Here is a 24,855-nt window from a genome sequence, read left to right as displayed (position 1 = left end):
ATGTATGTAGTTGGAGTGACTATTTCGAGATTGGTTTAGCCACGATGCGAATATCCACACCAACCTGTCGAACATCTTTAATTTCTAGGTCAATAACATCAGACATCGAAGTGAGCCCTAACGCGCCCATCAAACCTCTTCCGTCACTGCCCATAAGTTTAGGAGCTAAATAGAGGATTAGCTCATCCACCAGCTGTGCTTCAATCAAGCTTTTTGCCAATGTTGCACCCGCTTCGACCCAAATATGGTCGATATGATTGGCAGGTAATTGGCGCATCAAATCGTGTAAATCTAACTGACCTGTATCAGTCGTACCGACCTCAATATCAGCAGACGCCTCTGCGACTCTTAATACTGGTGTTGGCGATTGGTATAACTTGAGCTCAGGGCGCAGTTGGTTTTGACGATCAAGAATCACACGAACAGGCTGACGCACGTCAGCTTCAGCGTAATGAGCTTGTGCGCTACTTGGCAATTCAGCCCAGCGAACATTCAGTGAAGCGTTATCATCAATCACCGTTTGGCTGGTTGATAATACTGCGCCCGCCTTTGCTCGATAATTTTGAACATCACGACGCGCTGCTGGCGATGTGATCCATTGGCTCTGACCATTTGCTAGTGCCGTTTGCCCATCGAGGCTAGCTGCCATCTTAAGCTGAACAAAAGGCATGCCTGTTTGCATGCGTTTAATAAATGCAGGGTTCAAGTCTAAAGCATCTTGCTCCAGTAAACCGATTTCAACCTCAATGCCCGCATCACGCAGCATTTTGATGCCGCGGCCAGCGACTTTCGGATTTGGATCCTGCATCGCGCAAATGACTTTAGCCACTTGAGCTTTAATCAAGCCCTCGGCACACGGTGGTGTTCGGCCATAATGAGAACAAGGCTCTAGTGTGACATAAACCGTCGCACCTTTTGCCTTATCACCCGCCATTCGCATGGCATGTACTTCAGCGTGAGGTTCACCCGCTTTGGCGTGAAAGCCTTCACCAACAATTTGTCCATCGGTTTGTACAATCACACAACCGACATTTGGATTTGGCGCCGTGGTATAAATGCCGCGCTTCGCTAAATGGATAGCGCGCGACATCATTTGAAAATCTAGGGGAGAAAAGTTAGACATGACTGAGGGATTAATCCTCTAATTTAGCGATTTCTTCGCCAAACTCTCGAATGTCTTCAAAGCTGCGGTAAACAGAAGCAAAACGGATGTACGCGACTTTGTCTAATTCTTTTAATTGGCTCATGACTAGGTTGCCAATCATTTCGCTTGGAACTTCACGCTCACCTGTTGCACGGAGTTGTGACTTAATATTACTGATAGCAAGTTCGATCGCATCAGCACTCACAGGGCGTTTTTCCAGAGCACGTTGCACACCGCCGACCATCTTATCTTCATTAAACGGTTCGCGATTTCCATTCGACTTAATGACTTTCGGCATCACGAGTTCTGCCGATTCAAACGTAGTGAAACGCTCGCTACATGCAAGGCATTGACGGCGACGACGAACCTGATGGCCATCAGCAACCAGTCTTGAATCGATTACTTTAGTGTCGTTCTCTGAACAAAAAGGACAATGCATATCACCTCCAAATAATTGATTGTCAGTGTAACGGAATTGCCAAACGTTAGGAAAGAAAAAGGGCCAATTAAGGCCCTTTTGTGTGCTGATTCATTGATTATTGCTACGCGATAGCAATTTTTAAAATGAGCTGCAGAGTAAAGCTAACGAGAAACGTTAACCGCGAACAAGATAATTCGCTTTGCCCACCCACTTATAGCTGGTCAGTTCTTCTAAGCCCATAGGACCACGAGCGTGCAGTTTCTGAGTAGAGACTGCTACTTCTGCGCCTAGACCAAACTGTGCGCCATCAGTAAAGCGAGTTGATGCATTAACATACACTGCTGCAGAGCCTACCGAGTTAATGAAACGCTCAGAGCTTTCTAAACTATTAGTCATGATCGCATCTGAATGGCTCGCGTTATGTACGCGCATGTGGTCAATCGCTTCCGCAACATCCGCAACCACTTTTACGCCTAGTGTGTAGCTTAGCCATTCGGTGTCAAAGTCACCCTCACCTGCATCACGCACGTCAGCGAAATCAGCAAGAAGCACCTTCGCACTTGAGTCTGCCACTAATGTTACTTTATCCGCTAGGCGAGTTTTAAGCTTACCAAGGAACTCCTCAGCAACCGCTTCATGAACAAGCAAGGTATCTAGTGAGTTACATGCTGATGGGCGTTGTACTTTCGAGTTTTCAACCACATCGACAGACTTCTCAAGATCCGCGCTTTCATCAACGAAAATATGGCTGATACCGAAACCACCGATGATTACCGGGATAGTGCTGTTCTCTTTACACATCTTGTGCAGGCCAGCGCCACCGCGAGGGATGATCATATCTACGTAGTCATCTAGCTTAAGCAGCTGAGAAACAAGTTCACGATCTGGCTTTTCAATATACTGAACAGAAGCAGCCGGGAGCTCCGCTTTCTCTAATGCAGACTGGATAACTTTTACCAGCTCCATGTTCGAGAAGAACGTCTCTTTACCACCACGCAAAATGCTTGCGTTACCTGTTTTCAGACACAGTGCCGCAATATCAATAGTTACGTTCGGACGTGCTTCATAGATAACACCAACCACACCAAGAGGTACACGACGGCGAGACAGTGACATACCGTTTTCCAGTACTTTGCTGTCGATTTCGCTGCCCACAGGATCGTTTAGGCTAATGACGTTACGAACGTCGTTCGCGATGCCCGATAAGCGTTCTTCATTCAGAAGTAGACGATCAAGCAGTGCGTCCGTTAGACCTGCTTCGCGGCCCAGAGCGATGTCTTTTGCGTTCGCTTCTAGGATAGCGGCTGCATTTGCTTCTAACTCATCAGCGATGATCGCCAATGCCTTGTTCTTTTGCGCCGTTGATGCGGTCGCTAGGTGAAAAGCAGCTTCTTTTGCTGCGATACCCATGTTAGTTAAATCCACGTTTAACTCTCCCTAAATTCTGTCTGCCTTTAGATGAAAAAGGCGATGAGTACTAGGTGCATCTAGTGCAAAAGCCAGATACGCCGTTCGTCGCCTTGTCATCTCGAACTATTCTTGGATAACAACAAGGTCGTCACGATGAATGACTTCTGACCCGTAATCGTAACCAAGGATATCGCCAATATCTTTACTGTGCTTGCCTGCTATTTTTGCAAGGTCTTGGCTTGAGTAGCTAGCGATACCACGCGCGACTACTTTGCCTTTGCTGTCTGTAACTTGGGTGACTTCACCACGAGAGAACTCGCCTTTAACTCGAACCACCCCTTTTGCCAACAAGCTGCTACCTTTGGTGTTAACGGCATTCACCGCACCATCGTCAACCACGATGTCACCTGCAGAAGCTGGGCCCGCTAAAATCCAACGCTTACGGTTTTCAAGCGCCTCGGCTAACGGTAAGAAACGTGTGCCTTGAGGATTGTCACTCAAAGAGTCAAAAACCACATTTTCGGCGCTACCTGCTGCAATGATAACTTCAATACCTGCACGACGAGCAATGTCCGCCGCCTGCAGTTTTGTCGCCATGCCACCTGTACCTAGCGTAGTACCACTGCCACCTGCAATCTTACGCAGCGTGTCATCAATGGTTTTTACTTCTTTGATGAGCTCTGCATTTGGATCTTTGCGAGGGTCTGCAGTAAATAGACCTTTTTGGTCTGTCAGTAGCAAAAGCTTATCAGCGCCACATAAAATACCAACCAATGCCGACAAGTTATCGTTGTCGCCCACTTTGATTTCGTTGGTCGCGACTGCATCGTTTTCATTCACGACAGGAATAATATCGTGTTCAACGAGTGCGTTGATCGTGTCACGAGCATTCAGAAAACGCTCGCGGTCATCGAGATCAGCACGAGTCAGTAGCATCTGGCCAATCTTAAGGCCGTAGATAGCGAATAAAGACTCCCAAACTTGAATCAACTGACTTTGCCCAACTGCAGCAAGCAACTGTTTGCTCGCCATTGAGTTGGGAAGTGCGGGGTAACCAAGGTGCTCACGTCCTGCTGCAATTGCGCCAGACGAAACCATAACCACAGAGTGGCCTTGTTTTTTTAATTCAGCACATTGACGAACCAGCTCAACCATATGAGCACGGTCTAATGCCAATGTTCCACCAGTTAAGACACTGGTACCCAGTTTAACAACGACAGTTTTACGCTGCGCTGTTGTCCCGCTTTGATGATTTGTTGTCATGAAGTCTTTTATGGATAAAACAAATAAGAGGTGATGTTTTAGCAATCAACAGGGGAATTCACAAGCAGAAAAGGTGCGAAATCGCACCTTTTTACTTTATATAGAAGAGTAACCTTTAAAATCAGACGAATTCGACAGACTCTTCGTCCAATTGGATGCTGATTTCAAACTTACTTTGAAGTTCATCAACCAGTTTTTGGTGGAAGGCTTCCTGAGTTCTAGTGACCTCAGAAACTGCCTTTTTAGGCAGAGGTAATGAATCCCACTTGCCTTCGATGTTGTATTTACCAATGTTGTACTTCGCCGAATACCCCTCTTCCGACTTGTCCAACTCCATCCACCAGCCCCAGAACTCACGCTCTTCTGGTGATTTTTTATCGTTAACACACACTGACAAGCAATCAAAAATATAGTGGCCTTCTTCTGATTGCGGCTCCCTCAAGTATGGCCCAATGGCCTTTAATACATTTAACAAGCGATAATGCGTTGGTTCTTGTGTCACTTCTGACATATTGAATCTCCATTTTCAATGTTAAGAATGACGTTACTCAGACTGCAATACGTTGAAAACATGCAGTTGGACTTTATAAATTTTCTCTGAGTATCAGGTACTTAATCTGTACACTTTTCATGCTTAACTAATTTAGGAGAAATGTCATCTAAATAATTCATCCTCAAGCCACTTTATCGCTAATTCGAGGGATTGCTCATAACCTTGTGTAATTGATTTCGATTTGATTTTCTTTGCCTTGCCGTAATCACTGTAAATAGCAACCAGTCGATTATCCATTGGCGGTGACACAGGATCCCCTTCTAAGGCTAACGCTAAGATAGGAACGCTGGTTTTACTGTTCGCCAACAGACCTTGGACCTTCAAAGACCACGCCATCAACTGACCAGAGAGACTATTGATATCAACAGCACCTTTACCTAAACGAGAAGCCAGTACATCCAAATGCATCTTCGGCATCTGCTTTAGTTTATCGGCATGCACAAAAATATCGTGAATTGGCGCACCAAGAGAGATACACGCTTTGATCTTCTGTTGCTCGATAAACGACAGCCTCACCATCGCATTGCCGCCAAAACGGAAACCAAACAAGCCCACTTTATGATGATCAACCCATGGGATATTTGGCAGCTCGTTCAATACCGCTTGGTGCAGGCACGAAGAATCTTCGGTTAACGGCCAATGAGAGCTGTGACCTATCGATGGCATATCTACGGTAAGCATCGCAATGTTCTTTGGCGCCAGATAATCCCTAAACAAACGCCACATGTCCGTTTGTAAGCTATCTAAACCAGCACTCACGATTACAACAGGTTGAGGCTTGTCGGTTTTCGCTAGGTGTAGGTTGGCTTTGATTTTCTTGTTCTGATACGGCACCTCAATCTGCTTAACAATCAGCTTAGTGTGCTTAATCGCTTCAGAATAGGCTGCGTTTGCTAACACTTGGGCCTGAGCTGCCAGATTGTCATTTTTTAGATGCGGGTAGCCTGCAATACTAAAACATAAAGAGGCCGAGAACAGCTCTTCAGCCACCTCTTCACCGCTTTTTTCATTGGAGCGGTTCTGATGCAACATGCCCAACTTGGTCCACTCATAGGCCCAGTTACCACTGCGGTACCCCATCACTGTGTCTAGCCACTCATCGGTAGTACGAGAGTTGTCTGACGACGCGATTCGAGCCAGTACGGCTTCTTGCTCAATAGGATTCACGCCTTGCCATACCCACTGAAGACGCCTTAGGTTTCGGTACCATGATGAGTTTTGCTGTTCACGCTTCTCATCCAATAACGCTTCAGAGCTTGGCATGTATTGTGTCAGCATTGAGGTCTCTTTGGCCTGCTTGTGCTTTACAAACAAGGTTTCCGAAAGGTTCGAGCTCGTTTCTTCTGGTTCAGACATTGGGATACTTAATAAGAAATGATTTTCACTAATAATATAAAAAAAAATGACCCTATAAAGGGTCATTTCTCAAAAAACTAAGTTTACGCTTATTTTGACTTGCGATTTACTGGCTCAACGTAGCTTAGGCTAGTATCCCAAGGTTGCTCAATCCACGTGTCTTGAGCGATATCAACAATGTACTCGTCTAGTAGGTGCGCGCCAGAAGGCTTAGCACATACCGCGATCAGTTTAGCTTTAGGGTACATTTCGCGAAGCTTACGTGCAGTGTCACCACTATCAACAAGATCTTCAACGATTAGGAAACCTTCGCCGTCACCTTCAGGTGCTTTAACGACAGTCATATCACGTTGGTGATCGTGGTCGTAGCTAGAAATACAAATCGTATCTACGTGACGAATACCCAGTTCACGAGCCAAGATTGCACCAGGAACCAAACCACCACGGCTTACAGCCCAGATACCTTTCCACTGCTCTGCTGGCATTTGCTTTTCTGCTAGTTGACGGCAGTAAGTCTGCATGTTGTCCCAAGTGATAACGAATTTGTTGCTCATAGTATAAAACCTAATAATTTTTCATGTTATTAGAGGCTATGCCAAACATAGCCTCTTCAGCGTTTAAGCAGAAATCTAGACGATTAAGCGAAAATGTATTTAAGAATAAAGATTACCGACATGATCCACACAGCAGGTGAAACGTCGCGACCTTTACCACTTAGCAGCTTAATTGCAGCGTAAGCGATGAAACCTAGTGAGATACCCTCAGCAATAGAGTACGTCAGCGGCATAAGTAGACATGTTACCACGACTGGTGCTGCTTCCGTAAGATCACGCCAATCAATGCCAACTAGGCCTGACATCATCAGAATTGCTACATAGAAAAGTGCGCCTGATGTTGCGTACGCCGGAATCATACCTGCAAGTGGTGAGAAGAAAAGAGCAAGAAGGAAAAGTACGCCCACGACAACAGCCGTTAGACCAGTACGACCACCTTCAGCAACACCAGAAACACTCTCTACATATGAAGTCGTGTTCGATGTACCTAGAAGAGCACCGATAGACGTTGCTGTTGAATCAGCAAGCAGTGCTTTGTTCAGGCGAGGTAGTTTGCCATCTTCTTTAATTAGGTTCGCTTTTGTAGCAACACCCACTAGCGTACCCGCTGTATCGAATAAGTCGACGAATAGGAAAGCAAATACAACAGAGATCATACCGATTTCAAATACTGCAGAGAAATCAAGCTGCATGAAAGTCGGAGCAAGGCTTGGTGGTGTAGACATGATACCGCCGTACTGAACGTCACCAATGATAATGCCAAGAGCTGTAATAGCTAGAATTGCAATCATTACTGCACCTTTCACACCACGGTGTACAAGGGCAATAGTAAGGAAGAAACCAAGAGCACCAAGGATAGGAGCAATAGCAGTAATGTCGCCAAGAGATACTTTAGTTGCAGGGTTAGAAACCACGATGCCAGCATTGCTAAGTGCGATAAACGCTAGGAAAAGACCGATACCCGCAGAGATACCTACACGCAAAGACATAGGAATCGAGTTGATAATCCATTCACGGATCTTAAAGATACTCAAGAAGATGAAGATCACACCCGAAACAAACACTGCCGCTAGAGCAACTTGCCAGGTGTAACCCATGCCCATCACAACCGCGTAGGTAAAGAAGGCATTCAACCCCATACCGGGAGCTTGAGCAATTGGGTAGTTAGCAACAAAGCCCATGATGAAACAGCCAATAGCAGCCGCTAAACAGGTTGCTACAAATACAGCGCCGTGGTCCATACCAGCATCAGCTAGGATCATTGGGTTTACAAAAATGATGTAAGCCATTGTTAGGAAGGTTGTTAGACCTGCGATGATTTCAGTGCGCACATTGGTGCCGTTTTCACTGAGTTTGAATAGCTTTTCGAACATTATCGAATCCTATAAGGGTAAAAAGTAAACGGTTGCGTAATCGATTGGCTGTGGATTATAAAGTTATCAAATAACAAATTCCAGATAGAATTAAGGCTCTAAATAATATTTATCAGAATGACGTATGAAACCAAGCGATTAAAAATCATATCAAAAAAGAAAAATACACATTAAAAACAATAGACTAAAAACAATTTAACGGTCGTATTTATTTGATTACTTTTTCAACTATCAGTTATTTTCATTAAGAATCTGGCGCTAAATTTGCCAATTCAAACCCACAATATTTATCCGATTTTCAACAGAATCGGTAATAAGGCTCAAATTGATATTTTGCTGTTTAAAAAACAACCGAGCATAGTCGTAGATAGATGACGAATCACAGCTGGGGATAAAGTAGCAGGCAAAAAAAACGCCACTCAAAACTGAGTGGCGGTAGAATCTGTCAACCAAGAGGGTTGTTAGAGAATTCCAATATATAGGGGTGAACAAAACTGTTCGAGTTACATGCTTACGGTATTAGTAACCGAAACTTGTAGGGTATGCAAAGTTGCTAGTGTAAACAGAGTTGTTAAGCCAGAACATTGCAGATGGTAAACCTTTCATAACTATCACCTTAATAAATCAATAAAAAACGAATTTGATTTCTCGGTTCCTTGGAGGCGATAAACGGACTCATCCTTTGAGCATTTACTCTTCACTTCAGAAGTTGGTTACAAATATACCTTAAAGAAAAAAGATTACAAGTATTTTTTGCTTCAGGTCACACTTTTGACCAATACGGGTTATTTTGCAAACTTAATTTCGTAATAAAATTACAAAATAGACTTAAACAAACGTTTGCTTGCATCTTTTATAAGCATCAGAGCACTTATACAAGATCAAATGAACAAGATGGCGTTCAAAATTTGAAGCATTTCAGGTTTAGAAGCGCTACTCGTCAAAACACTCTAATGGTATGCTGTCGGCATCAAAACAGACCTATATTTTAGGTTTTTGCTCTATGTTTATACCCATAGAAAGCCTAAATATATGGTTATCAAATAAAAAAGGAGTCATCCGTGTCTGAATTCCATTCTGAGATCAGTAAATTATCCCCTGCCCCTATTTGGCAGTTCTTCGATAAGATTTGCTCAATCCCACACCCTTCTAAGCATGAAGAAGAGCTTGCTCAATACATTATTGCTTGGGCAACAGAGCAAGGGCTAGATGTACGCCGTGATCCAACGGGCAACGTATTCATCAAAAAGCCTGCGACGCCGGGCATGGAAAACAAAAAAGGTGTTGTGCTACAAGCTCACATCGATATGGTTCCACAAAAGAACGAAGATACGGTTCATGACTTCACTAAAGACCCAATCCAACCGTACATCGACGGTGAGTGGGTTACTGCAAAAGGCACAACGCTTGGCGCAGATAACGGCATGGGTATGGCATCATGCTTAGCGGTTCTTGCATCAAACGAAATCAAGCACGGCCCAATCGAAGTTCTGCTAACTGTAGACGAAGAAGCAGGTATGACAGGTGCATTCGGTCTTGAAGCGGGTTGGTTAGAAGGCGACATCCTTCTTAACACCGATTCAGAGCAAGAAGGCGAAGTGTACATGGGTTGTGCTGGCGGCATCGACGGCGCAATGACATTTGACATTGCTCGTACTGCAATCCCAGCAGATTTCGTGACTCGTAAGCTAACGCTTAAAGGTCTTAAAGGCGGCCACTCAGGTTGTGATATTCACACAGGTCGTGCAAACGCGAACAAACTGCTTGCTCGCTTCCTAGCTGGTCACGCGAAAGAGCTAGACCTACGCATCGTAGAATTCAAAGGTGGTAGCCTTCGTAACGCGATCCCTCGTGAAGGTTTCGTTACCGTTGCTGTTCCAGCGGCAAACCAAGAGAAACTGGCTTCGCTATACAACGACTACACAGAGCTACTTTCTACAGAGCTAGGTAAAGTAGAAGACAGCATCGTGACTTTCAACGAAGAAGCTTCAGTTGAAATGGGCGCACTTGCAGCTGCTGACCAAGCTCGCTTCATCGCAGCACTTAACGCGGCGCCAAACGGCGTGATTCGTATGAGTGATGAGATTGAAGGTGTTGTTGAGACATCTCTAAACGTGGGGGTTATCACGACAGAAGAGAACTCAATCACTGTACTTTGCCTAATCCGCTCTCTGATCGACTCTGGCCGTAGCCAAGTTGAAAGCATGCTTCACTCTGTAGCAGAGCTTGCGGGTGCGAGCATCGAGTTCTCTGGCGCTTACCCAGGTTGGAAGCCAGATGCAGATTCAGAAATCATGCACATCTTCCGCGACATGTACGAAGGCATCTACGGTCACAAGCCAAACATCATGGTTATCCATGCTGGCCTTGAGTGTGGTCTATTCAAAGAACCTTACCCGAACATGGACATGGTTTCTTTCGGCCCTACTATCAAGTTCCCTCACTCTCCAGATGAGAAAGTGAAGATTGATACGGTTGAGCTATTCTGGAACCAAATGGTCGCGCTACTAGAAGCAATCCCAGAAAAAGCTTAATTCGATAAGCTACGTTTGTTCAATAAATGGTGTTTACAGTAAACACCATTTATTCAGACAAAATAAAACAGGTACTCAATGAGTACCTGTTTTTGTATCTAATCTTTGCAACCAGCTAAGACATTAAGCGCGTGACGCTGCGTAGCTCTCTAGCTCATCAATTGACGTTTGTGCAACGACTTCACCATCGATAAAGTACGTTACCATCTCGCCATCACGAACACCGATTAGTGTCGCTCGCTCACCAGACTGGTAAGTGATATCCATTTGGATAGTGTTTTCATCAATCTGCTGCATCTGACCTTTTTCGATCATATTTACATTAGTGATTGGACCTACAGGCGCTTCCGTTAGAGACGGATCTAGCTGATGGTTGATATCAATGTAAGTATCCACCTTAGTATCAAAGATATGCGGCGCACCCGTTAGTGGGTTGCTACCAGTCCAGAACTCTAGTGAGTTGAATACCAGGTAATCCGCTGCAACCGTTAGACCGTATGCCGGTGCCAACAGTAAGTTTAAGCCACCACGTGCGTAACGGTTATCAACGGCTTTAAGGTTGAACTTCATTAGGTAACCCGTTACTGCGTTGCTACCAACACAGCCAGATAAAGCAACAGATACCACTGCAAGTGCTACAACTTTTGAAATTGTTTTTTTCATTTTCATCTCGATATTTGAAATTGGCCGCCAGAAAATGGCGATGGATAATAGCAAGTGCGAAAAACACAATTATCAGAGTTAAATCAATAAATTGTCAGAAACCTTACAAATAAAAAGCGTATTCCAAAGAGGGCGCCATCCATGGAATACCGTTCCCGATGCGCCTCCACAAAAAAGTTTTGTCGTTACCGTAAACCGATTGATTCGTACTAAAAATCAACGATTGCTACATTCCGTGTTAACGAATTATCACCATGTTGAGAACAACCTAAATGGCAAGACTAAAACCTAATCAACCATTCGAATTACTTGGTTCTACTGTTCAGCCAGGACAGCGAATGGAGATTGAACTGCAAGCAGCTCAGCTTTACACGCACTCTCCACTTTCAATCCCGATTGAAATCATTCACGGTCGCCAAGCAGGTCCAACACTGATGGTAAACGCAGCGATTCACGGTGATGAGTTAAATGGTGTTGAGATTGCTCGACAGCTGACGAACGCTATCGATCCAAAGAAACTGAAAGGTACCTTGATTGTCGTGCCTATCGTTAACGTGTTCGGTTTCATCCATAAGTCTCGTTACCTACCAGACCGTCGCGATCTAAACCGTTGCTTCCCAGGTAGTGAGAAAGGATCGCTAACATCACGTATCGCTTACACTTTCTTCGAGAACGTGGCTAAGCACTGTGATTTCATTCTGGATCTACACACGGGTGCGATTCACCGTACGAACTTGCCACAAATTCGTGCGAACCTTTCGAACCCAGAAACCATGCGCATCGCAAAAGCCTTCGCGACCCCAGTGATCATCGACTCACCTCTGCGTGATGGTTCACTACGAAGTGAAGCGGAAAAGTTGGGGATTCCAGTACTGACATACGAAGGTGGTGAGGCACTGCGCTTTGATCACCTAGCGATTCGTGCAGGCTACCTTGGCATTCACCAAGTAATGAAAGAAATCGGCATGCTGCGTCCGAACCGTAAGAAGCTGCCAGAACCAGTATTGAGCAAATCCACCAGCTGGATTCGTGCAGAATCAGACGGTATCTTGCGTAACATGGTGAGACTAGGCGAACAAGTTGAAGCAGGACAAACTCTTGCCTACATCAGTTCTCCACTGGGTCATCAAGAGAGCCAAGTTATCACGACTAAAGGCGGTATCGTGATTGGCCAACAAACGCTACCTTTGGTGAACGAAGGTGATGCTGTGTTCCACATCGCTTACTTCAAGCAAGACGATGAAGAAGTGGGACAAACAGTAGAAAGCTACATTGAAGAAGTAGCAGAAGATGATTGGCTAACTGCGCTAAACAACTGATTAAGGCTTGAGAGAGCGATGTAAAAAGCGAGAAGCCAAAACCGTCGCTCTTAAGCAAATAGCAACGAACTCCACAAACGAAAAAGCCCCAATATAGGTGACTATATTGGGGCTTTTTTATAACTCCCTTATCTTAAAATTAAGGGACCTATAAATTAATCGTGCACCGAATTACTCAGCGTCTTCTTGCTCTTCTGCACGAGCTTTAGCGCGTGCTTCACGTGCTTGCTCAGCTTTAAGCTCTTTAGCGTGACGTAGTTCATCGCGCTCTTTACGTTGCTCCGCTTTACGCTCGTTACGTTCAGCTTGGTTTGCGATGAAAGATGCTAGCTCTTTCTCAGCCCACTCTTGTGCAAGCGCTTCTGTTTCGAAACCAGACTCACGCTTAGATACTGTTGTGCTGCGAGACGTTACTTGACGAGTAATCTCTGCACACCAGCCGTTGCGTTTTTCTGTAAGGCGGATATCAAATTTTTTGTTCTTAGACATGTTCTATTTTTTCCTAAGGGAGATCATTATGGGATCGGTCAACTTTGATAACTCCATCTAAGTGAGCATCTTTTAACACCATCCCTTGGTAAGCGCGGTATTAGAGCACAAATCAACGAATATTGCTGCAAATATTTGCAGCGGATCACACTCTAGTGCTGCAAATCGTTTGCGGCTCATTTTTAAGCACTCAACAGCCTCTAATCCCTAACAATTTCAGTCTCATTTCATCGGCAACCATCAAATGAACTATGCTCAAACAGAGATAAATGAGTCGTCTAACCCGTTAGCTTGGTAGGCGTTAATTATCTTCCCCTACTCCGCCCATAATTAAAATAGCTAAGGAGTTGCTATGGATAGCTTCATCAAAAATTTACCGAAGGTTGAGCTGCACTTACACATTGAGGGCACATTGGAACCAGAGCTGATGTTCGAACTGGCCAAGCGCAATAACGTATCGATCCCCTTTGAGAACCCAGAGCAAGTGCGAGATGCCTATCAATTCCACAACCTGCAGTCTTTTCTCGACATCTATTATCAAGGCGCCAATGTACTGATTCATGAACAAGACTTTTACGACCTCACTTGGGCCTACCTATTAAAGTGCCAACAAGACAATGTGGTCCACACTGAGATTTTCTTCGACCCGCAAACCCACACTGAGCGCGGTATCGCCTTCGACACTATTATCACAGGCATTACTCGAGCACTCGACCAAGCTGCACATGAACTTGGGATAAGCAGCCAACTGATCATGTGCTTTCTGCGTCACCTTGATGAAAACAGCGCGTTCGAGACACTCAAACAGGCTTTGCCTTACAAAGATAAAATCATTGCGGTTGGTTTAGATTCATCAGAACAAGGTAACCCACCCGAGAAGTTTAAGCATGTATTCCAAGAAGCGCTCAACCAAGGCTTCCTGACTGTCGCACACGCCGGAGAAGAAGGCCCTGCGCAAAACATTATCGATGCATTGAGTTTGTTAGGTATTACACGAATTGATCATGGCGTTCGCTGTGTTGAAGATAAAGAACTGATGGAGCAACTAATAGCCAAACGTACTCCACTGACGGTTTGTCCACTATCGAATACCAAGCTAAAAGTCTTCGATACCATGGAGCAGCACAACATTGTCGAACTACTGAGAAAAGGACTCTGTGTCACCATCAATTCCGACGACCCGGCTTACTTTGGTGGCTACATGAATGATAATTTCCTAGCGGTTGCCAACGCCCACCCTGTCACTCATCAAGAGTTAGCGCAGTTCAGTATTAATGCGGTGGAAGCGAGTTTCATCTCCCCTCATGCCAAAGAAGACCTGATTACGCAGGTACGCCAATACTTGATAGCGAACACTCAATAAGTTCATAAGTGTGTAGTTCAATCAAAAAAGGGAAGCTCAACGCTTCCCTTTTTATCAATATACCAAAATCAGTTTACCCCGGATGACCATCCACTCGTGGGGTAAGTAACATCATGCCGAATTTCCAAATAAACAGACCAAACGCCAACGTCCATAAGCCTGCGCTTAGGTTCACCATCTCAAACAAATAACCAGGGAAGAAGGTGACACCTAAGCTACGTACTAGCGCTGCCACAAAAATTGCAGAGAATGCGAGCGCCATGCTTGGTCCTTTGTAAATCGCACGACCAGTGTGTCCCATTGTCACTCGGGTTATCATCGCCAGAATCAAACCGCTCAAGCCACCAATTGCGAACAAGTGCAGCATGTTATGACTGGCAAATGGGTTCTCTAACAGGCCACGTAACAACAAGCTTAGAGGAATACACAAGTAAGCCGCATGCAGTGACCACACCAAAGGTTCAGATAGGGTTGTCCAGGGTTTCCAACGGATGAAGCGTACCAGTTGAGCAACACCGGCAAAAACCATTAATCCGCTGCCCATTTGAGCAAAGGCCAGAGGGAAGAAGCTCAGCACAAACAGTCCTACCAAAGGCAGGTTTGCAAGCCATTCCAACCACACCAATGGCTGCGCTTTTTCAAAGTTAAAGCGACGTGCAGTGAAGAATGGGATCACTCGTCCGCCCATGACAGACAGCAGCAAGGTAAACCACCACAGCATGGCTTGCCATACCGCTGATGATGGGAACGGAGGCATTCCCTTAATGGTCGCGTAGCTCGCAAAATTCGCCACAATCGCCAGTACAAACAGCGGAACGAAGAACAAGTTCTTCCAACCTTTCGACTGCACTACACGAAAACCGATCTCGTAAGCCGCGAAGATTAAGAACAGCGCTTCAATCGAAGAGATCAGCCACAGCGGAGCCGGCGTCCAAAACAGAATACGAGGTGCTAACCATAAACCGACTAGCGCGGCTAATCGATAATGCTTGGTGCCATTGACGCCTGTCCAGGTTTGCACGGCAGTGAGCACAAAGCCGACAACAATCGCCATCGAAAAACCAAACAGCATCTCATGCACGTGCCACCACAGTGCGGGAACGTTTAAAACCTCAGGCTGACCGTTTTGAAACATGATGACCCAAGCCACAATCGCAATCACGGCATAGAGACTGCCTAGAAAGAAGAAAGGTCGAAAGCCTAAACGCAGGTAGGCTGGAATCGCGTCTTCTACACTTTTATCTGTGATATTTAACAAACTCGCTCCTGATTCTCAGATAAGCGGCCAAGGTATTACCTAAACCAAATTTGGTGTGCATCAAATTCGATGCAATATGCAAATTACGTTGCATGAAACGCGCCAACTAGATAAAGCCAGAAAAAACAGCCACTCACGAGATTCAATAGCCAATAAACAAGTCAAAAAAACACAACCCAAAGAGTCATAAAGACATATAGATGTGTAAATAGAAACTTACTGACTTTTGCCATCTCGCCACATATAGTAAGACTAGTCTCAAATACAAAAGAACAGACAAGGAACGCGATGTATATTTTTGGTTATGGCAGCTTGATCAACTCATCTTCACGTCAACTCACAGGTCAAACAGGTCAAGCAATCCCAGCGATTGTTCATGGCTTAGTGCGCCATTGGAGTAAGATCGATGACAGTTACGTGTTATCCCCTTTGATCGTCAACCTTGGTGAAGGGCAAGTGAATGGTGTTTTGCTTGAAGTCGACGAGGTAGCGCTTGCTGAGTTTGATCATCGTGAACGTGGCTATCGCCGAATCGAACTCAAACCCGAGCAGATAGAGAGCCAAACTGACTTTAAAACGGATCAATCGATCTGGGTATACATCAAAGACGAGATTGAAGCGCCTTGTGAGAACAGCCCTATCGTTCAAACCTATGTCGATACCGTTATAGCTGGGTGTTTAGAGGTGTCTGAAAGCTTTGCGGCGCACTTTGTCAAACACACACAAGGTTGGCACCACCCATTAGAAAATGACCGCCACCAGCCTAAATATGGCAACCTTGCAGGTGTTTCAGATCACCACCACAGTGTAATTGATGGTTTGATATTGAGTGCGCGCGGCTAACCTTTAAAGACTTAGGTGATGTTGAAGCTGCAATAATTTGGATCTTTGGTCATTTTGGAGCTTTGAGAACATAGAGGTCGATGAGCTTATAACAAATGAGCTCACCGACTAAGTAGACCGCTTAAACCACTCGAATACCCGCTGGCATTGCACGCTCTGGTGTCAGCAAGACACTTTCAGATTCATCATCGGTTTCTGCACACAGCAGCATGCATTCAGAAGTGTGGCCTCTCATTTTGGCTTTCGCTAAGTTACATAGCACCACGACCTGTTTACCCATTAACTCCTCTTCTGTGTAGTAAGGCACTAGGCTAGTCACTGTTTGCAGCGTCTTTTCACCCACATCGACTTGCACGATGTAAAGCTTGTCCGCATTTTCATGACGTACAACCTCGATGATCTTACCCACTCGCATTTCTAACTTAGCAAAGTCACCATAAGAGATAGTATCCATTTCTCACTTCCTATATTGATTGATTTTTTACCCACCAAGAATTTACTAAAATTAAGTAAAATGTAAATGTTTACACTAGCACTAAGTTCAATAATTACAAGCGGTAAAGATCTCAATAATAGAAGTAAAATAAGAGTTTCATTGCCTTGCTCTCATTGTCGGTGTTAAATAAGCACAGCAATCAAATGAGGTTAAAAATGGCGACAATCAAAGATGTAGCAAAGGAAGCTGGTGTTTCTGTTGCAACCGTATCTCGAGTGATCAATAAATCCCCTAAGGCGAGTGCTAGCTCTATTGAGTCAGTAACTAAAGCGATGTCTAAGCTTGGCTACCGTCCCAACGCCAATGCTCGCGCGCTGGTAAGCCAAAGCACCAATACCATTGGCGTACTCGTGGGTGATATTTCGGATCCTTTCTTTGGCACGCTCGTTAAATCGGTCGACAACGTGGCAAGAGAAAACGGCAAACACATCTTAGTGGGCAACGGCTCTCATGACCGTGAAGAAGAGAAGCAAGCCATTGAACTGCTGATCAATAACCGCTGCGATTCACTTGTGATTCACTCAAAAGGTCTAACCGATGAAGAGCTGATCGGCTACGCCAAAGAAGTGAAAGGCTTAGTGTTGATCAACCGCTATATCGAAGAGATTGCCGAACGCTGCATCTTCCTTGATAACAAGAAAGGCGCATTTCTCGCGACTGAATATTTGATTCGTCATGGCCATAAAAACATTGCCTGTATCGCCTCTTCTTCAAGCATTGAAGATGCAAATGAACGTGTTGAGGGCTACCAAGCCGCTCTGAAAGAGTACGGCATTGAGCTATCTGAAAGTTATATTGAACACGCCCAGCCAACCAGCGATGGCGGCGAGTATGCGATGACCAATCTGCTGACTAAATCCCTACCGATCACCGGTATTGTGGCCTACAACGACTACATGGCCGCGGGTGCCTTGTCTGTGCTCGACGAGAACGGCATTCAAGCACCGGATAACATGTCGATCATCGGCTTTGATGATGGATTAATTGCCCGCTATGTTCACCCGAAACTGACGACCATTCGTTACCCTATTCAAATGATGGCTGAGAAAGCAACACGACTCGCCTTGAGCTTGGCAAAAGAGGAAACAACTTCGGCAGAGCCTATGATGTTCTCTCCTACTTTGGTGCGCCGTAACTCGGTAGAAAAAGCCTAAGCGACCGTTTAAAAAACGCACTAAGAAACAAAAAAGCCCTAACAGAATCACTTCTGCTAGGGCTTTCTTACCTTACTCAAGTACCCAACACTCACTTCCTATTTAGACAAAATGATTGCTAGGTGCCGCTTTGGTTCATCTCCCCCAGAGACACATGACAAGTCACACCCCTCTATTCATCAATAAACAAAAGCAATGGCATCACCGCTTTGAGCTAGAGCGTACTAGTTTGAAGAATCCCCCGAAAATTCAAACTGGTAGCAGGTACGATAGTGGTATTCTTGTTCAGGCTGGAGAATACAACTGTCCTGCTTCCACTCTGGGTGGTTAGGAGAGTCAGGTAAGAACTGGGTTTCTAATGCCAAACCTGCGTAATCTTCATAGCTGCCACCACTTCGGTTTGGTGTGCCACCAAGCCAGTTTCCGGTGTACAACTGCATCGCAGGTTTGGTTGAAAATACTTTTAAAGTGACGAGCGCATCTGGCGAGGTCACAGTCGCGGCACATTGAGTGCGTTTACAGCCGTCAGCCAATAAGAAAGAGTGATCGTAACCCTTAGCGGCTTTCTGTTGTTCATCACCCAATAAACGCTCTGAGATCATCATAGGCTGAGTAAAGTCGAAGCTGGTCGATTTCACCGATTTCAAGTTGCCTAATGGAATGCCGACAGAGTTGGTTGGCAAGAACTGAGACGCGTTGATACTCACAATGTGAGACAAGCAATCGTGCCCTGCTTCTGCACCGAGCAGATTAAAGTAGGCATGATTGGTTAGGTTCACTACGGTTGGTTTATCAGTGTTGGCTGTGTAATCGATAGAGACTCGATTATCTTCGGTGATTTCGTAACGAACCGACACGTTCAAATTCCCCGGAAAACCTTGGTCGCCATCGGCTGAAACTAAGCTAAACACAACCGATGTTTCAGTCTGTTCAGTAATATTCCAACGACGTTTATCAAAACCATTCGGACCACCATGTAAGGTGTTCCCTGCTTGGTTGGTTGCCAGCTTATAAGTCTTGCCATCAATCTTGAAACGACCATTGGCAATGCGGTTAGCATAACGACCAACTGTCGCCCCCATATAACTGGCTTGCTTCTCGAAGTTATCCAGTGAATTCACACCCAATAGTACTTCTCGTCTATTTCCTTTTACTGGCAAGATACAGCTCAACCACGTTGCGCCAATATCCATGAATGTCACTTCCATACCGCGTGCATTGGACAGTGTGACAAGCTGAGCAGGTTGGCCATCATAGGCTGCAGTTTCTGTCATGGATTGATGCAGGTTCTGCGCTTGTGTCATTCTAAATTCCTTCTACTGCCAGTAATAAAGCCCCTACCTTAAGGTAAAGGCATTAGCATTTGGCCTACCATGATCTTTTTGTGTGATAAGCCTTTTGTCTGTCGGTTAGATTACTTCAACTAGACCAGCGCCGTCTTTCGCTTGGCACACATAAATGGATTCTTTTAGTCCGGTCGCTGCTTGGTATTTTTGTTCTACCGTTGTTTTAATTTCATCAACTAAAGTTGGCGGAACCAACGCCACGATACAACCACCAAAGCCACCGCCAGTCATACGTACGCCACCTTGGTCGCCAATCACTTCTTTAACCATATCCACTAGCGTATCGATCTCTTTGACTGTGATTTCAAAATCATCACGCATTGATGCATGTGATTCCGCCATCAACTCACCCATACGTTTCATGTCATGAGTACGTAGAGCTTGAGCCGCTTCCACCGTTCGGTCATTCTCGGTAATCACATGGCGAGCACGCTTAGCGACCATCTCATCCAGCTCAGACTCTTTCGCTTTGAACTGCTCAATCGTTACATCACGCAAAGCTGGAACACCGAACAAGCGAGCCGCTTCTTCACACTGCTCACGGCGCGTGTTGTATTCACTGTCGACCAAACCACGTTTCTTGTTTGAATTGATGATCACCACCGCCATATCTTCAGGCATTGAAACCGCTTGAGTTTCTAGGCTACGGCAATCCAAAAGCATCGCGTGATTCGCTTGACCTTCCGCCGAGATCATTTGATCCATAATGCCGCAGTTACAGCCAACGAACTCGTTCTCTGCTTGCTGGCCGTTCAATGCTACTTCCGCTTGAGTGAGCTCTAAGTTGTAAAGCACCTTAAATGTCTGACCAATCACCACTTCAAGTGCCGCAGAAGAACTTAAACCTGCACCTTGAGGTACGTTACCCGTTACAGAGATGTCTGCACCTGTAAATTCAAAGCCGCGACCTTTTAAGCACTTCACCACACCACGAATGTAGTTCGCCCACATTTTGTCTTGTTGGAAGGTGATCTCTTGAGTTAAATCGAACTCATCGACTGCATTACCGTAGTCCACTGATACTACGCGTACCATGTTGTCGCCACGCTTAGCCGCCGCGACTACGGTTTGGTAGTTAATGGCACACGGTAGGACAAAGCCATCATTGTAGTCTGTGTGTTCACCGATCAGGTTCACACGACCTGGTGCTTGAATAATATGAGTCGCTTGGTAACCAAGGACTTGCTCAAAAGATGTTTTCACGTTTTGGATTAGATCAGACATAAGTAAACTCTCTGCTTAAACTCTTTGTTCAATTGGTAATGGCTCCTTCTCGGCACCACTTTAATTCTTTTAGATTCCCTATCTCGTTCGTCTCTCACGGTAGGGAATGACAACATCGGCTGCTAAGCTTCTAAACTCGAAGGCCCAAAGCTCGAACTTCTGGGCTTCTCATCTGCCGTCATTCCAGAATCGAGGGACGAGATATCTGGAATCTCGCTTGTTATTTACTAAGCAGCCTATTACTGCTCTTTATAGTGAACCTCACTCAAATCACGAAGACGCTGCGCCGCTTGCTCTGCGGTTAAATCACGCTGAGATTCTGCCAACATTTCGTAGCCCACCATAAACTTACGAACTGATGCGCTGCGCAGTAGCGGCGGGTAGAAAAGCGCATGCAGTTGCCAATGGTCGATGTCGGTGCCCTCTTCAAAGAACGGCGCGTAGTGCCAGCCCATTGAGTAAGGGAATGAACATTGGAATAGGTTGTCGTAGCGACTGGTCAGCTTCTTAATCGCAAGTGCCAAGTCATCACGCTGCTCGTCAGTCAGTTCACTCATGCGGCGAATATGCGTTTTAGGTAGCAACATAGTTTCAAACGGCCATGCAGCCCAGTAAGGAACCACAGCAATCCAATGCTCGGTTTCAACCACTGTGCGGGAGCCGTCTTTCATTTCTGCTTCAACGTAATCCACTAATAGGTTTGAGCCTTGTTGTTTGAAGTACTCTTTTAACAGCTTCTCTTTACGCTCAATCTCATTTGGCAGAAAGCTGTTCGCCCAGATTTGACCGTGCGGGTGTGGCTGAGAGCAGCCCATGGTCTCGCCCTTATTTTCAAACGCTTGAACCCATAGGTAATCTTTTCCTAGCTCTTCTATCTGCTCATTCCAGGTATCAATCACACAACGAATTTTGTTCACCGGTAGTTCCGGCAATGTTTTGCTGTGATCTGGCGAGAAGCAGATAACGCGGCTCAGCCCTCGAACACCTTGAGTCTTAAATAGAGGATTGTCAGACTCTGGAGCGTCAGGCGAATCAGGCATCAACGCCGCGAAATCGTTACTGAACACGTAAGTTCCGTCGTAGTCTGGGTTCTCATCACCCGAGATACGCGTGTTAGTTGGACAAAGGAAGCACTCTTTGTCGTACGCTGGCAGTTGCTCAGTGGATGGCTTTTCATCTTGGCCACTCCACGGGCGTTTCGCACGATGCGGCGAGACTAAGATCCACTGACCCGTTAGTGGGTTATAACGACGGTGTGGGTGGTCTACTGGGTTAAATTCAACTTTTGACATACTTACATTGCTCTTAATTTTTGTGTCTTGGCACTTTCACCAAGATAAGTAATTCTTCTGCGAGGAGATTCCCTATCACGCTCGTCCCTCGAATCTGGAATGACGTTTGATAAAACTCAGTGTCTAAACCTCTATGTTTAGACGTTTTTCCAGAGCTCTATAGCTCGGTGCATCAGCTAATAGCCTATAGCGCTCAAGAACCTTTAACTCACCCGTCATTCCAGAATCGAGGTACGAGATATCTGGAATCTCTCTTTTCTAATCTCTTACCGCTGCATTCCCCAAAGAAGTTGGAGTTACAGCTTTCAATTACATCAAGTTAATAGCCATTAGGGTTATTCGACTGCCAATTCCACGTATCCGCCGTCATCTCCATCACGCTGCGAGTCGCCTTCCAGCCAAGTTCACGTTCCGCCTTTTCCGTGCTTGCCCAACATTCCGCAATATCACCAGCACGGCGTGGACAGATTTCATAAGGAACCGGCTTACCTGATGCTTCAGCAAAAGCTTGCAGCATTTCTAGAACACTCGATCCCTTACCTGTCCCTAGGTTGTAAATGTGCAAACCTGCCTTTTCGCCGACCGCTTTTAGTGCTGCGACATGGCCATCGGCCAAATCCATCACGTGGATGTAGTCACGAACGCCAGTTCCATCCGGTGTTGGGTAATCGTTTCCAAAAATAGAAAGCTTCTCTCTACGACCGACAGCAACCTGCGCAATGAATGGCATTAAGTTGTTTGGAATACCTTGTGGGTCTTCGCCCATAGTGCCTGAGGGGTGCGCGCCAACCGGGTTGAAATAACGCAGTAACGTCACGCTCCAATCATTTTCAGCGTTGAATAAATCACTCAAACACTCTTCAACCATGTACTTACTTCGACCATAAGGATTAGTCGTTGCACTTGTTGGAGAGCTTTCGGTGATTGGCACAATCTCAGGGTCACCGTAGACAGTCGCTGAAGAACTAAACACGATACTTTTCACGCCCGCTTTTTTCATACAGCGAGCAAGAACCAATGAGCCATTAACGTTGTTATCGTAGTATTCCAAAGGCTTAGCGACCGATTCACCCACCGCTTTTAGGCCTGCAAAATGAATCACAGCTTGGATATCATGCTTGGCAAACACGCCATCTAAAAACGACTCATCACGGATATCACCTAAATAAAATGTTGGTGTTTGACCGGTTAGCGCATTGATTCGCTCCAGTACTAGCTCTTTGCTATTGCAAAGGTTGTCTACAATGATTGGCTCCATACCTGCCTGCATCATTTGGATGCATGTATGGCTCCCGATGTAACCCATACCGCCTGTAACCAGTACTTTCACAATCAACCTCTCTTCGCTGTCATTCACGATTTAATCTGCCCCAATACGCTGCGTATTGGTTCGTTGTTGCGGAAATAGTAGCAGCCAATTTGGCAATATTTCTGTGATCAGAACCACGAAGTGTAAACGTTTACACAAAGTTACACACAGCTCGTCGATTAAGTTATAGAAAAAACAAATCGATATAGACATCTAATTCATTGAATTTAAATGAGATATTTGTAGATAGTTAGATTTGAGACATCACAGAGGAGTTGAGCATTTATTTTACTAAAAGTTAATGCAATGACTTTCAGTTTGATTACAATAGGTCTGTACAATAAAGAGGTGCATTGCTTTTTTTACTAAAGACAAATTTCAAAGCAGCGCAATGTTCCAAGAACAGGAAGTGAGTATGGCAACGTTAAAAGATATCGCGACTGAAGCTAATGTTTCATTAGCTACCGTTTCTCGGGTTCTCAATGAAGATCCTACATTAAGCGTCAAGGAAGAGACCAAAAGGCGTATCTTTGAAATTGCAGAGAAGCTGGAGTACAAAACGAGCAGCTCACGTAAAACGGTTAGCAGCAAAAAGCAGCACCACCACTTCCTTGCACTGTATAACTACAAGCAAGAAGCGGAAGTTAACGACCCTTACTACCTATCAATTCGTCACGGTATTGAAACCCAGTGCGAAAAGATGGATGTCGACCTAACCAACTGTTATGAAAGTAAAATACAGACCAACTCAAGCCAAGTTACTGGCATTTTGCTCGTAGGAAGAATGACTCAAGAAGTTATCGAGCAAGCGAAAAAGCTTACGGATAACATCTGTTACGTTGACTTCACTGATCACTCAGAACCTTATGATTCTGTTGATATCGATCTCGCTCGTATCAGCAAAGAAATCACCAATTTCTTCATCAACCAAGGTTATGAGCGCATTGGTTTCATCGGCGGCCAGGACGATATCAACACCTCTGATATTCGTGAGATCGCCTTCGCAGAATACGGCGGTTTAAAGAACGTTGTGAGCGAACAAGACATCTACCGAGGCGACTTCTCTAGCTCTTCGGGCTACAAACTAGCGAAGAAGATGTTAGAAAGTGGCGACTACCCAAAAGCGATGTTTATTGCATCAGATTCAATTGCAATCGGTGTTTTACGTGCAGTTCATGAGCATGGATTAAGCATTCCTGATGATATTGCGCTCATCAGTGTAAACGACATCCCAACAGCTAAATTTACCTTCCCATCTTTATCAACCGTTCGTATTCACTCTGAACTGATGGGAATTCAAGGTGTTAACTTATTGATTGAGAAATCTCGTGACGGCAGAACCATCCCATTACGAGTGTATGTACCGAGCAAACTCAAACTAAGAGACACAACAAAATAACTATAACTTTCAATTAGATAACTAAAGGCCACCAATATGTCGGGTGGCCTTTTTTATGCATACCACATCACTTTTCATTCGCATTCTCCCTT

At 45.2% G+C, this 24,855-nt stretch carries 22 protein-coding genes; 6 read left to right on the top strand and 16 right to left on the bottom strand.

Going from position 1 to position 24,855, the window contains the following annotated elements:
- Positions 1-19: 19 nt before the first annotated feature.
- The 8 genes from ribD to F0251_RS15110 form a co-directional block, all read right to left on the bottom strand.
- A complete protein-coding gene (gene ribD, locus F0251_RS15145) occupies positions 20-1,093 on the bottom strand; it encodes a bifunctional diaminohydroxyphosphoribosylaminopyrimidine deaminase/5-amino-6-(5-phosphoribosylamino)uracil reductase RibD (protein WP_171731264.1) in 1,074 nt (357 codons plus the stop codon).
- Positions 1,094-1,133: 40 nt separating this feature from the next.
- Positions 1,134-1,583, bottom strand: a complete 450-nt coding sequence (gene nrdR, locus F0251_RS15140; RefSeq protein WP_008218648.1) for a transcriptional regulator NrdR — start codon at positions 1,581-1,583, stop codon at positions 1,134-1,136.
- A gap of 156 nt (positions 1,584-1,739) precedes the next feature.
- Positions 1,740-2,990, bottom strand: coding sequence for a glutamate-5-semialdehyde dehydrogenase (locus F0251_RS15135; RefSeq protein WP_171731263.1), 1,251 nt, complete (start codon positions 2,988-2,990; stop codon positions 1,740-1,742).
- A gap of 108 nt (positions 2,991-3,098) precedes the next feature.
- A complete protein-coding gene (gene proB / locus F0251_RS15130; RefSeq protein ID WP_171367898.1) occupies positions 3,099-4,283 on the bottom strand; it encodes a glutamate 5-kinase in 1,185 nt (394 codons plus the stop codon).
- A 76-nt stretch (positions 4,284-4,359) separates the two neighbouring features.
- Positions 4,360-4,749, bottom strand: coding sequence for a sigma factor-binding protein Crl (gene crl / locus F0251_RS15125; RefSeq protein ID WP_004741501.1), 390 nt, complete (start codon positions 4,747-4,749; stop codon positions 4,360-4,362).
- Positions 4,750-4,893: 144 nt separating this feature from the next.
- Positions 4,894-6,147 (bottom strand): esterase FrsA, encoded by a 1,254-nt coding sequence (frsA, locus tag F0251_RS15120; RefSeq protein ID WP_171731262.1) that lies wholly within the window; start codon positions 6,145-6,147, stop codon positions 4,894-4,896.
- An 89-nt stretch (positions 6,148-6,236) separates the two neighbouring features.
- A complete protein-coding gene (gene tet(34) / locus F0251_RS15115) occupies positions 6,237-6,701 on the bottom strand; it encodes an oxytetracycline resistance phosphoribosyltransferase domain-containing protein Tet(34) (RefSeq protein ID WP_004741499.1) in 465 nt (154 codons plus the stop codon).
- Positions 6,702-6,784: 83 nt separating this feature from the next.
- Positions 6,785-8,074, bottom strand: coding sequence for an NCS2 family permease (locus tag F0251_RS15110; protein ID WP_008218658.1), 1,290 nt, complete (start codon positions 8,072-8,074; stop codon positions 6,785-6,787).
- Between the two features lie 1,061 nt (positions 8,075-9,135).
- Here F0251_RS15110 and F0251_RS15105 point away from each other — a divergent pair.
- On the top strand, positions 9,136-10,608 hold the full coding sequence (locus F0251_RS15105) for an aminoacyl-histidine dipeptidase (RefSeq protein WP_171731261.1): 1,473 nt from the start codon (positions 9,136-9,138) through the stop codon (positions 10,606-10,608).
- 123 nt (positions 10,609-10,731) lie between these two features.
- Here the strand turns inward: F0251_RS15105 and F0251_RS15100 are convergent, their stop codons facing one another.
- A complete protein-coding gene (locus F0251_RS15100; protein WP_004741496.1) occupies positions 10,732-11,271 on the bottom strand; it encodes a DUF3332 domain-containing protein in 540 nt (179 codons plus the stop codon).
- 272 nt (positions 11,272-11,543) lie between these two features.
- Here F0251_RS15100 and F0251_RS15095 point away from each other — a divergent pair, with 272 nt between their 5' ends.
- Positions 11,544-12,590 (top strand): succinylglutamate desuccinylase/aspartoacylase family protein, encoded by a 1,047-nt coding sequence (locus F0251_RS15095; RefSeq protein ID WP_019824906.1) that lies wholly within the window; start codon positions 11,544-11,546, stop codon positions 12,588-12,590.
- 171 nt (positions 12,591-12,761) lie between these two features.
- On the opposite strand, the gene F0251_RS15090 is transcribed toward F0251_RS15095, so the two are convergent.
- Positions 12,762-13,079, bottom strand: a complete 318-nt coding sequence (locus F0251_RS15090; RefSeq protein ID WP_004741494.1) for a DUF3622 domain-containing protein — start codon at positions 13,077-13,079, stop codon at positions 12,762-12,764.
- Between the two features lie 352 nt (positions 13,080-13,431).
- Between F0251_RS15090 and F0251_RS15085 the strand changes: the two genes are divergently transcribed.
- Positions 13,432-14,442, top strand: coding sequence for an adenosine deaminase (locus F0251_RS15085; protein WP_019824903.1), 1,011 nt, complete (start codon positions 13,432-13,434; stop codon positions 14,440-14,442).
- A 73-nt stretch (positions 14,443-14,515) separates the two neighbouring features.
- Here F0251_RS15085 and F0251_RS15080 read toward each other — a convergent pair whose 3' ends face one another.
- Positions 14,516-15,700: an NnrS family protein gene (locus F0251_RS15080; RefSeq protein WP_019824901.1), complete on the bottom strand. Its 1,185-nt coding sequence runs from the start codon at positions 15,698-15,700 to the stop codon at positions 14,516-14,518.
- Positions 15,701-15,988: 288 nt separating this feature from the next.
- Here F0251_RS15080 and F0251_RS15075 point away from each other — a divergent pair, with 288 nt between their 5' ends.
- On the top strand, positions 15,989-16,543 hold the full coding sequence (locus F0251_RS15075) for a gamma-glutamylcyclotransferase family protein (protein ID WP_019824899.1): 555 nt from the start codon (positions 15,989-15,991) through the stop codon (positions 16,541-16,543).
- A 121-nt stretch (positions 16,544-16,664) separates the two neighbouring features.
- Here the strand turns inward: F0251_RS15075 and F0251_RS15070 are convergent, their stop codons facing one another.
- Positions 16,665-16,997: a tRNA-binding protein gene (locus F0251_RS15070; protein ID WP_008218676.1), complete on the bottom strand. Its 333-nt coding sequence runs from the start codon at positions 16,995-16,997 to the stop codon at positions 16,665-16,667.
- A 197-nt stretch (positions 16,998-17,194) separates the two neighbouring features.
- Between F0251_RS15070 and F0251_RS15065 the strand changes: the two genes are divergently transcribed.
- Entirely contained in the window at positions 17,195-18,193 is a 999-nt protein-coding gene (locus F0251_RS15065) for a substrate-binding domain-containing protein (RefSeq protein ID WP_019824897.1), read from the top strand.
- A gap of 224 nt (positions 18,194-18,417) precedes the next feature.
- Here the strand turns inward: F0251_RS15065 and galM are convergent, their stop codons facing one another.
- From galM to galE, 4 genes are all read right to left on the bottom strand, one after another.
- A complete protein-coding gene (galM, locus tag F0251_RS15060; RefSeq protein WP_019824895.1) occupies positions 18,418-19,497 on the bottom strand; it encodes a galactose-1-epimerase in 1,080 nt (359 codons plus the stop codon).
- A gap of 105 nt (positions 19,498-19,602) precedes the next feature.
- Entirely contained in the window at positions 19,603-20,763 is a 1,161-nt protein-coding gene (gene galK, locus F0251_RS15055) for a galactokinase (RefSeq protein WP_019824893.1), read from the bottom strand.
- Between the two features lie 239 nt (positions 20,764-21,002).
- The gene (locus F0251_RS15050) at positions 21,003-22,055 is read right to left on the bottom strand and encodes a UDP-glucose--hexose-1-phosphate uridylyltransferase (RefSeq protein ID WP_019824891.1); all 1,053 of its coding nucleotides are present in this window, start codon (positions 22,053-22,055) and stop codon (positions 21,003-21,005) included.
- Between the two features lie 319 nt (positions 22,056-22,374).
- The gene (gene galE, locus F0251_RS15045) at positions 22,375-23,385 is read right to left on the bottom strand and encodes a UDP-glucose 4-epimerase GalE (protein WP_019824889.1); all 1,011 of its coding nucleotides are present in this window, start codon (positions 23,383-23,385) and stop codon (positions 22,375-22,377) included.
- Between the two features lie 394 nt (positions 23,386-23,779).
- Between galE and ebgR the strand changes: the two genes are divergently transcribed.
- Positions 23,780-24,763: a transcriptional regulator EbgR gene (ebgR, locus tag F0251_RS15040; protein ID WP_019824887.1), complete on the top strand. Its 984-nt coding sequence runs from the start codon at positions 23,780-23,782 to the stop codon at positions 24,761-24,763.
- Positions 24,764-24,855: the final 92 nt, after the last annotated feature.

Origin of the sequence: Vibrio sp. 070316B (genome assembly GCF_013114115.1) — a bacterium.
Taxonomy (GTDB): Bacteria; Pseudomonadota; Gammaproteobacteria; order Enterobacterales; family Vibrionaceae; genus Vibrio; species Vibrio chagasii_B.
The sequence above is the reverse complement of the archived record's forward strand: the minus strand, read 5'-3'. Positions and strand labels throughout refer to the sequence as shown.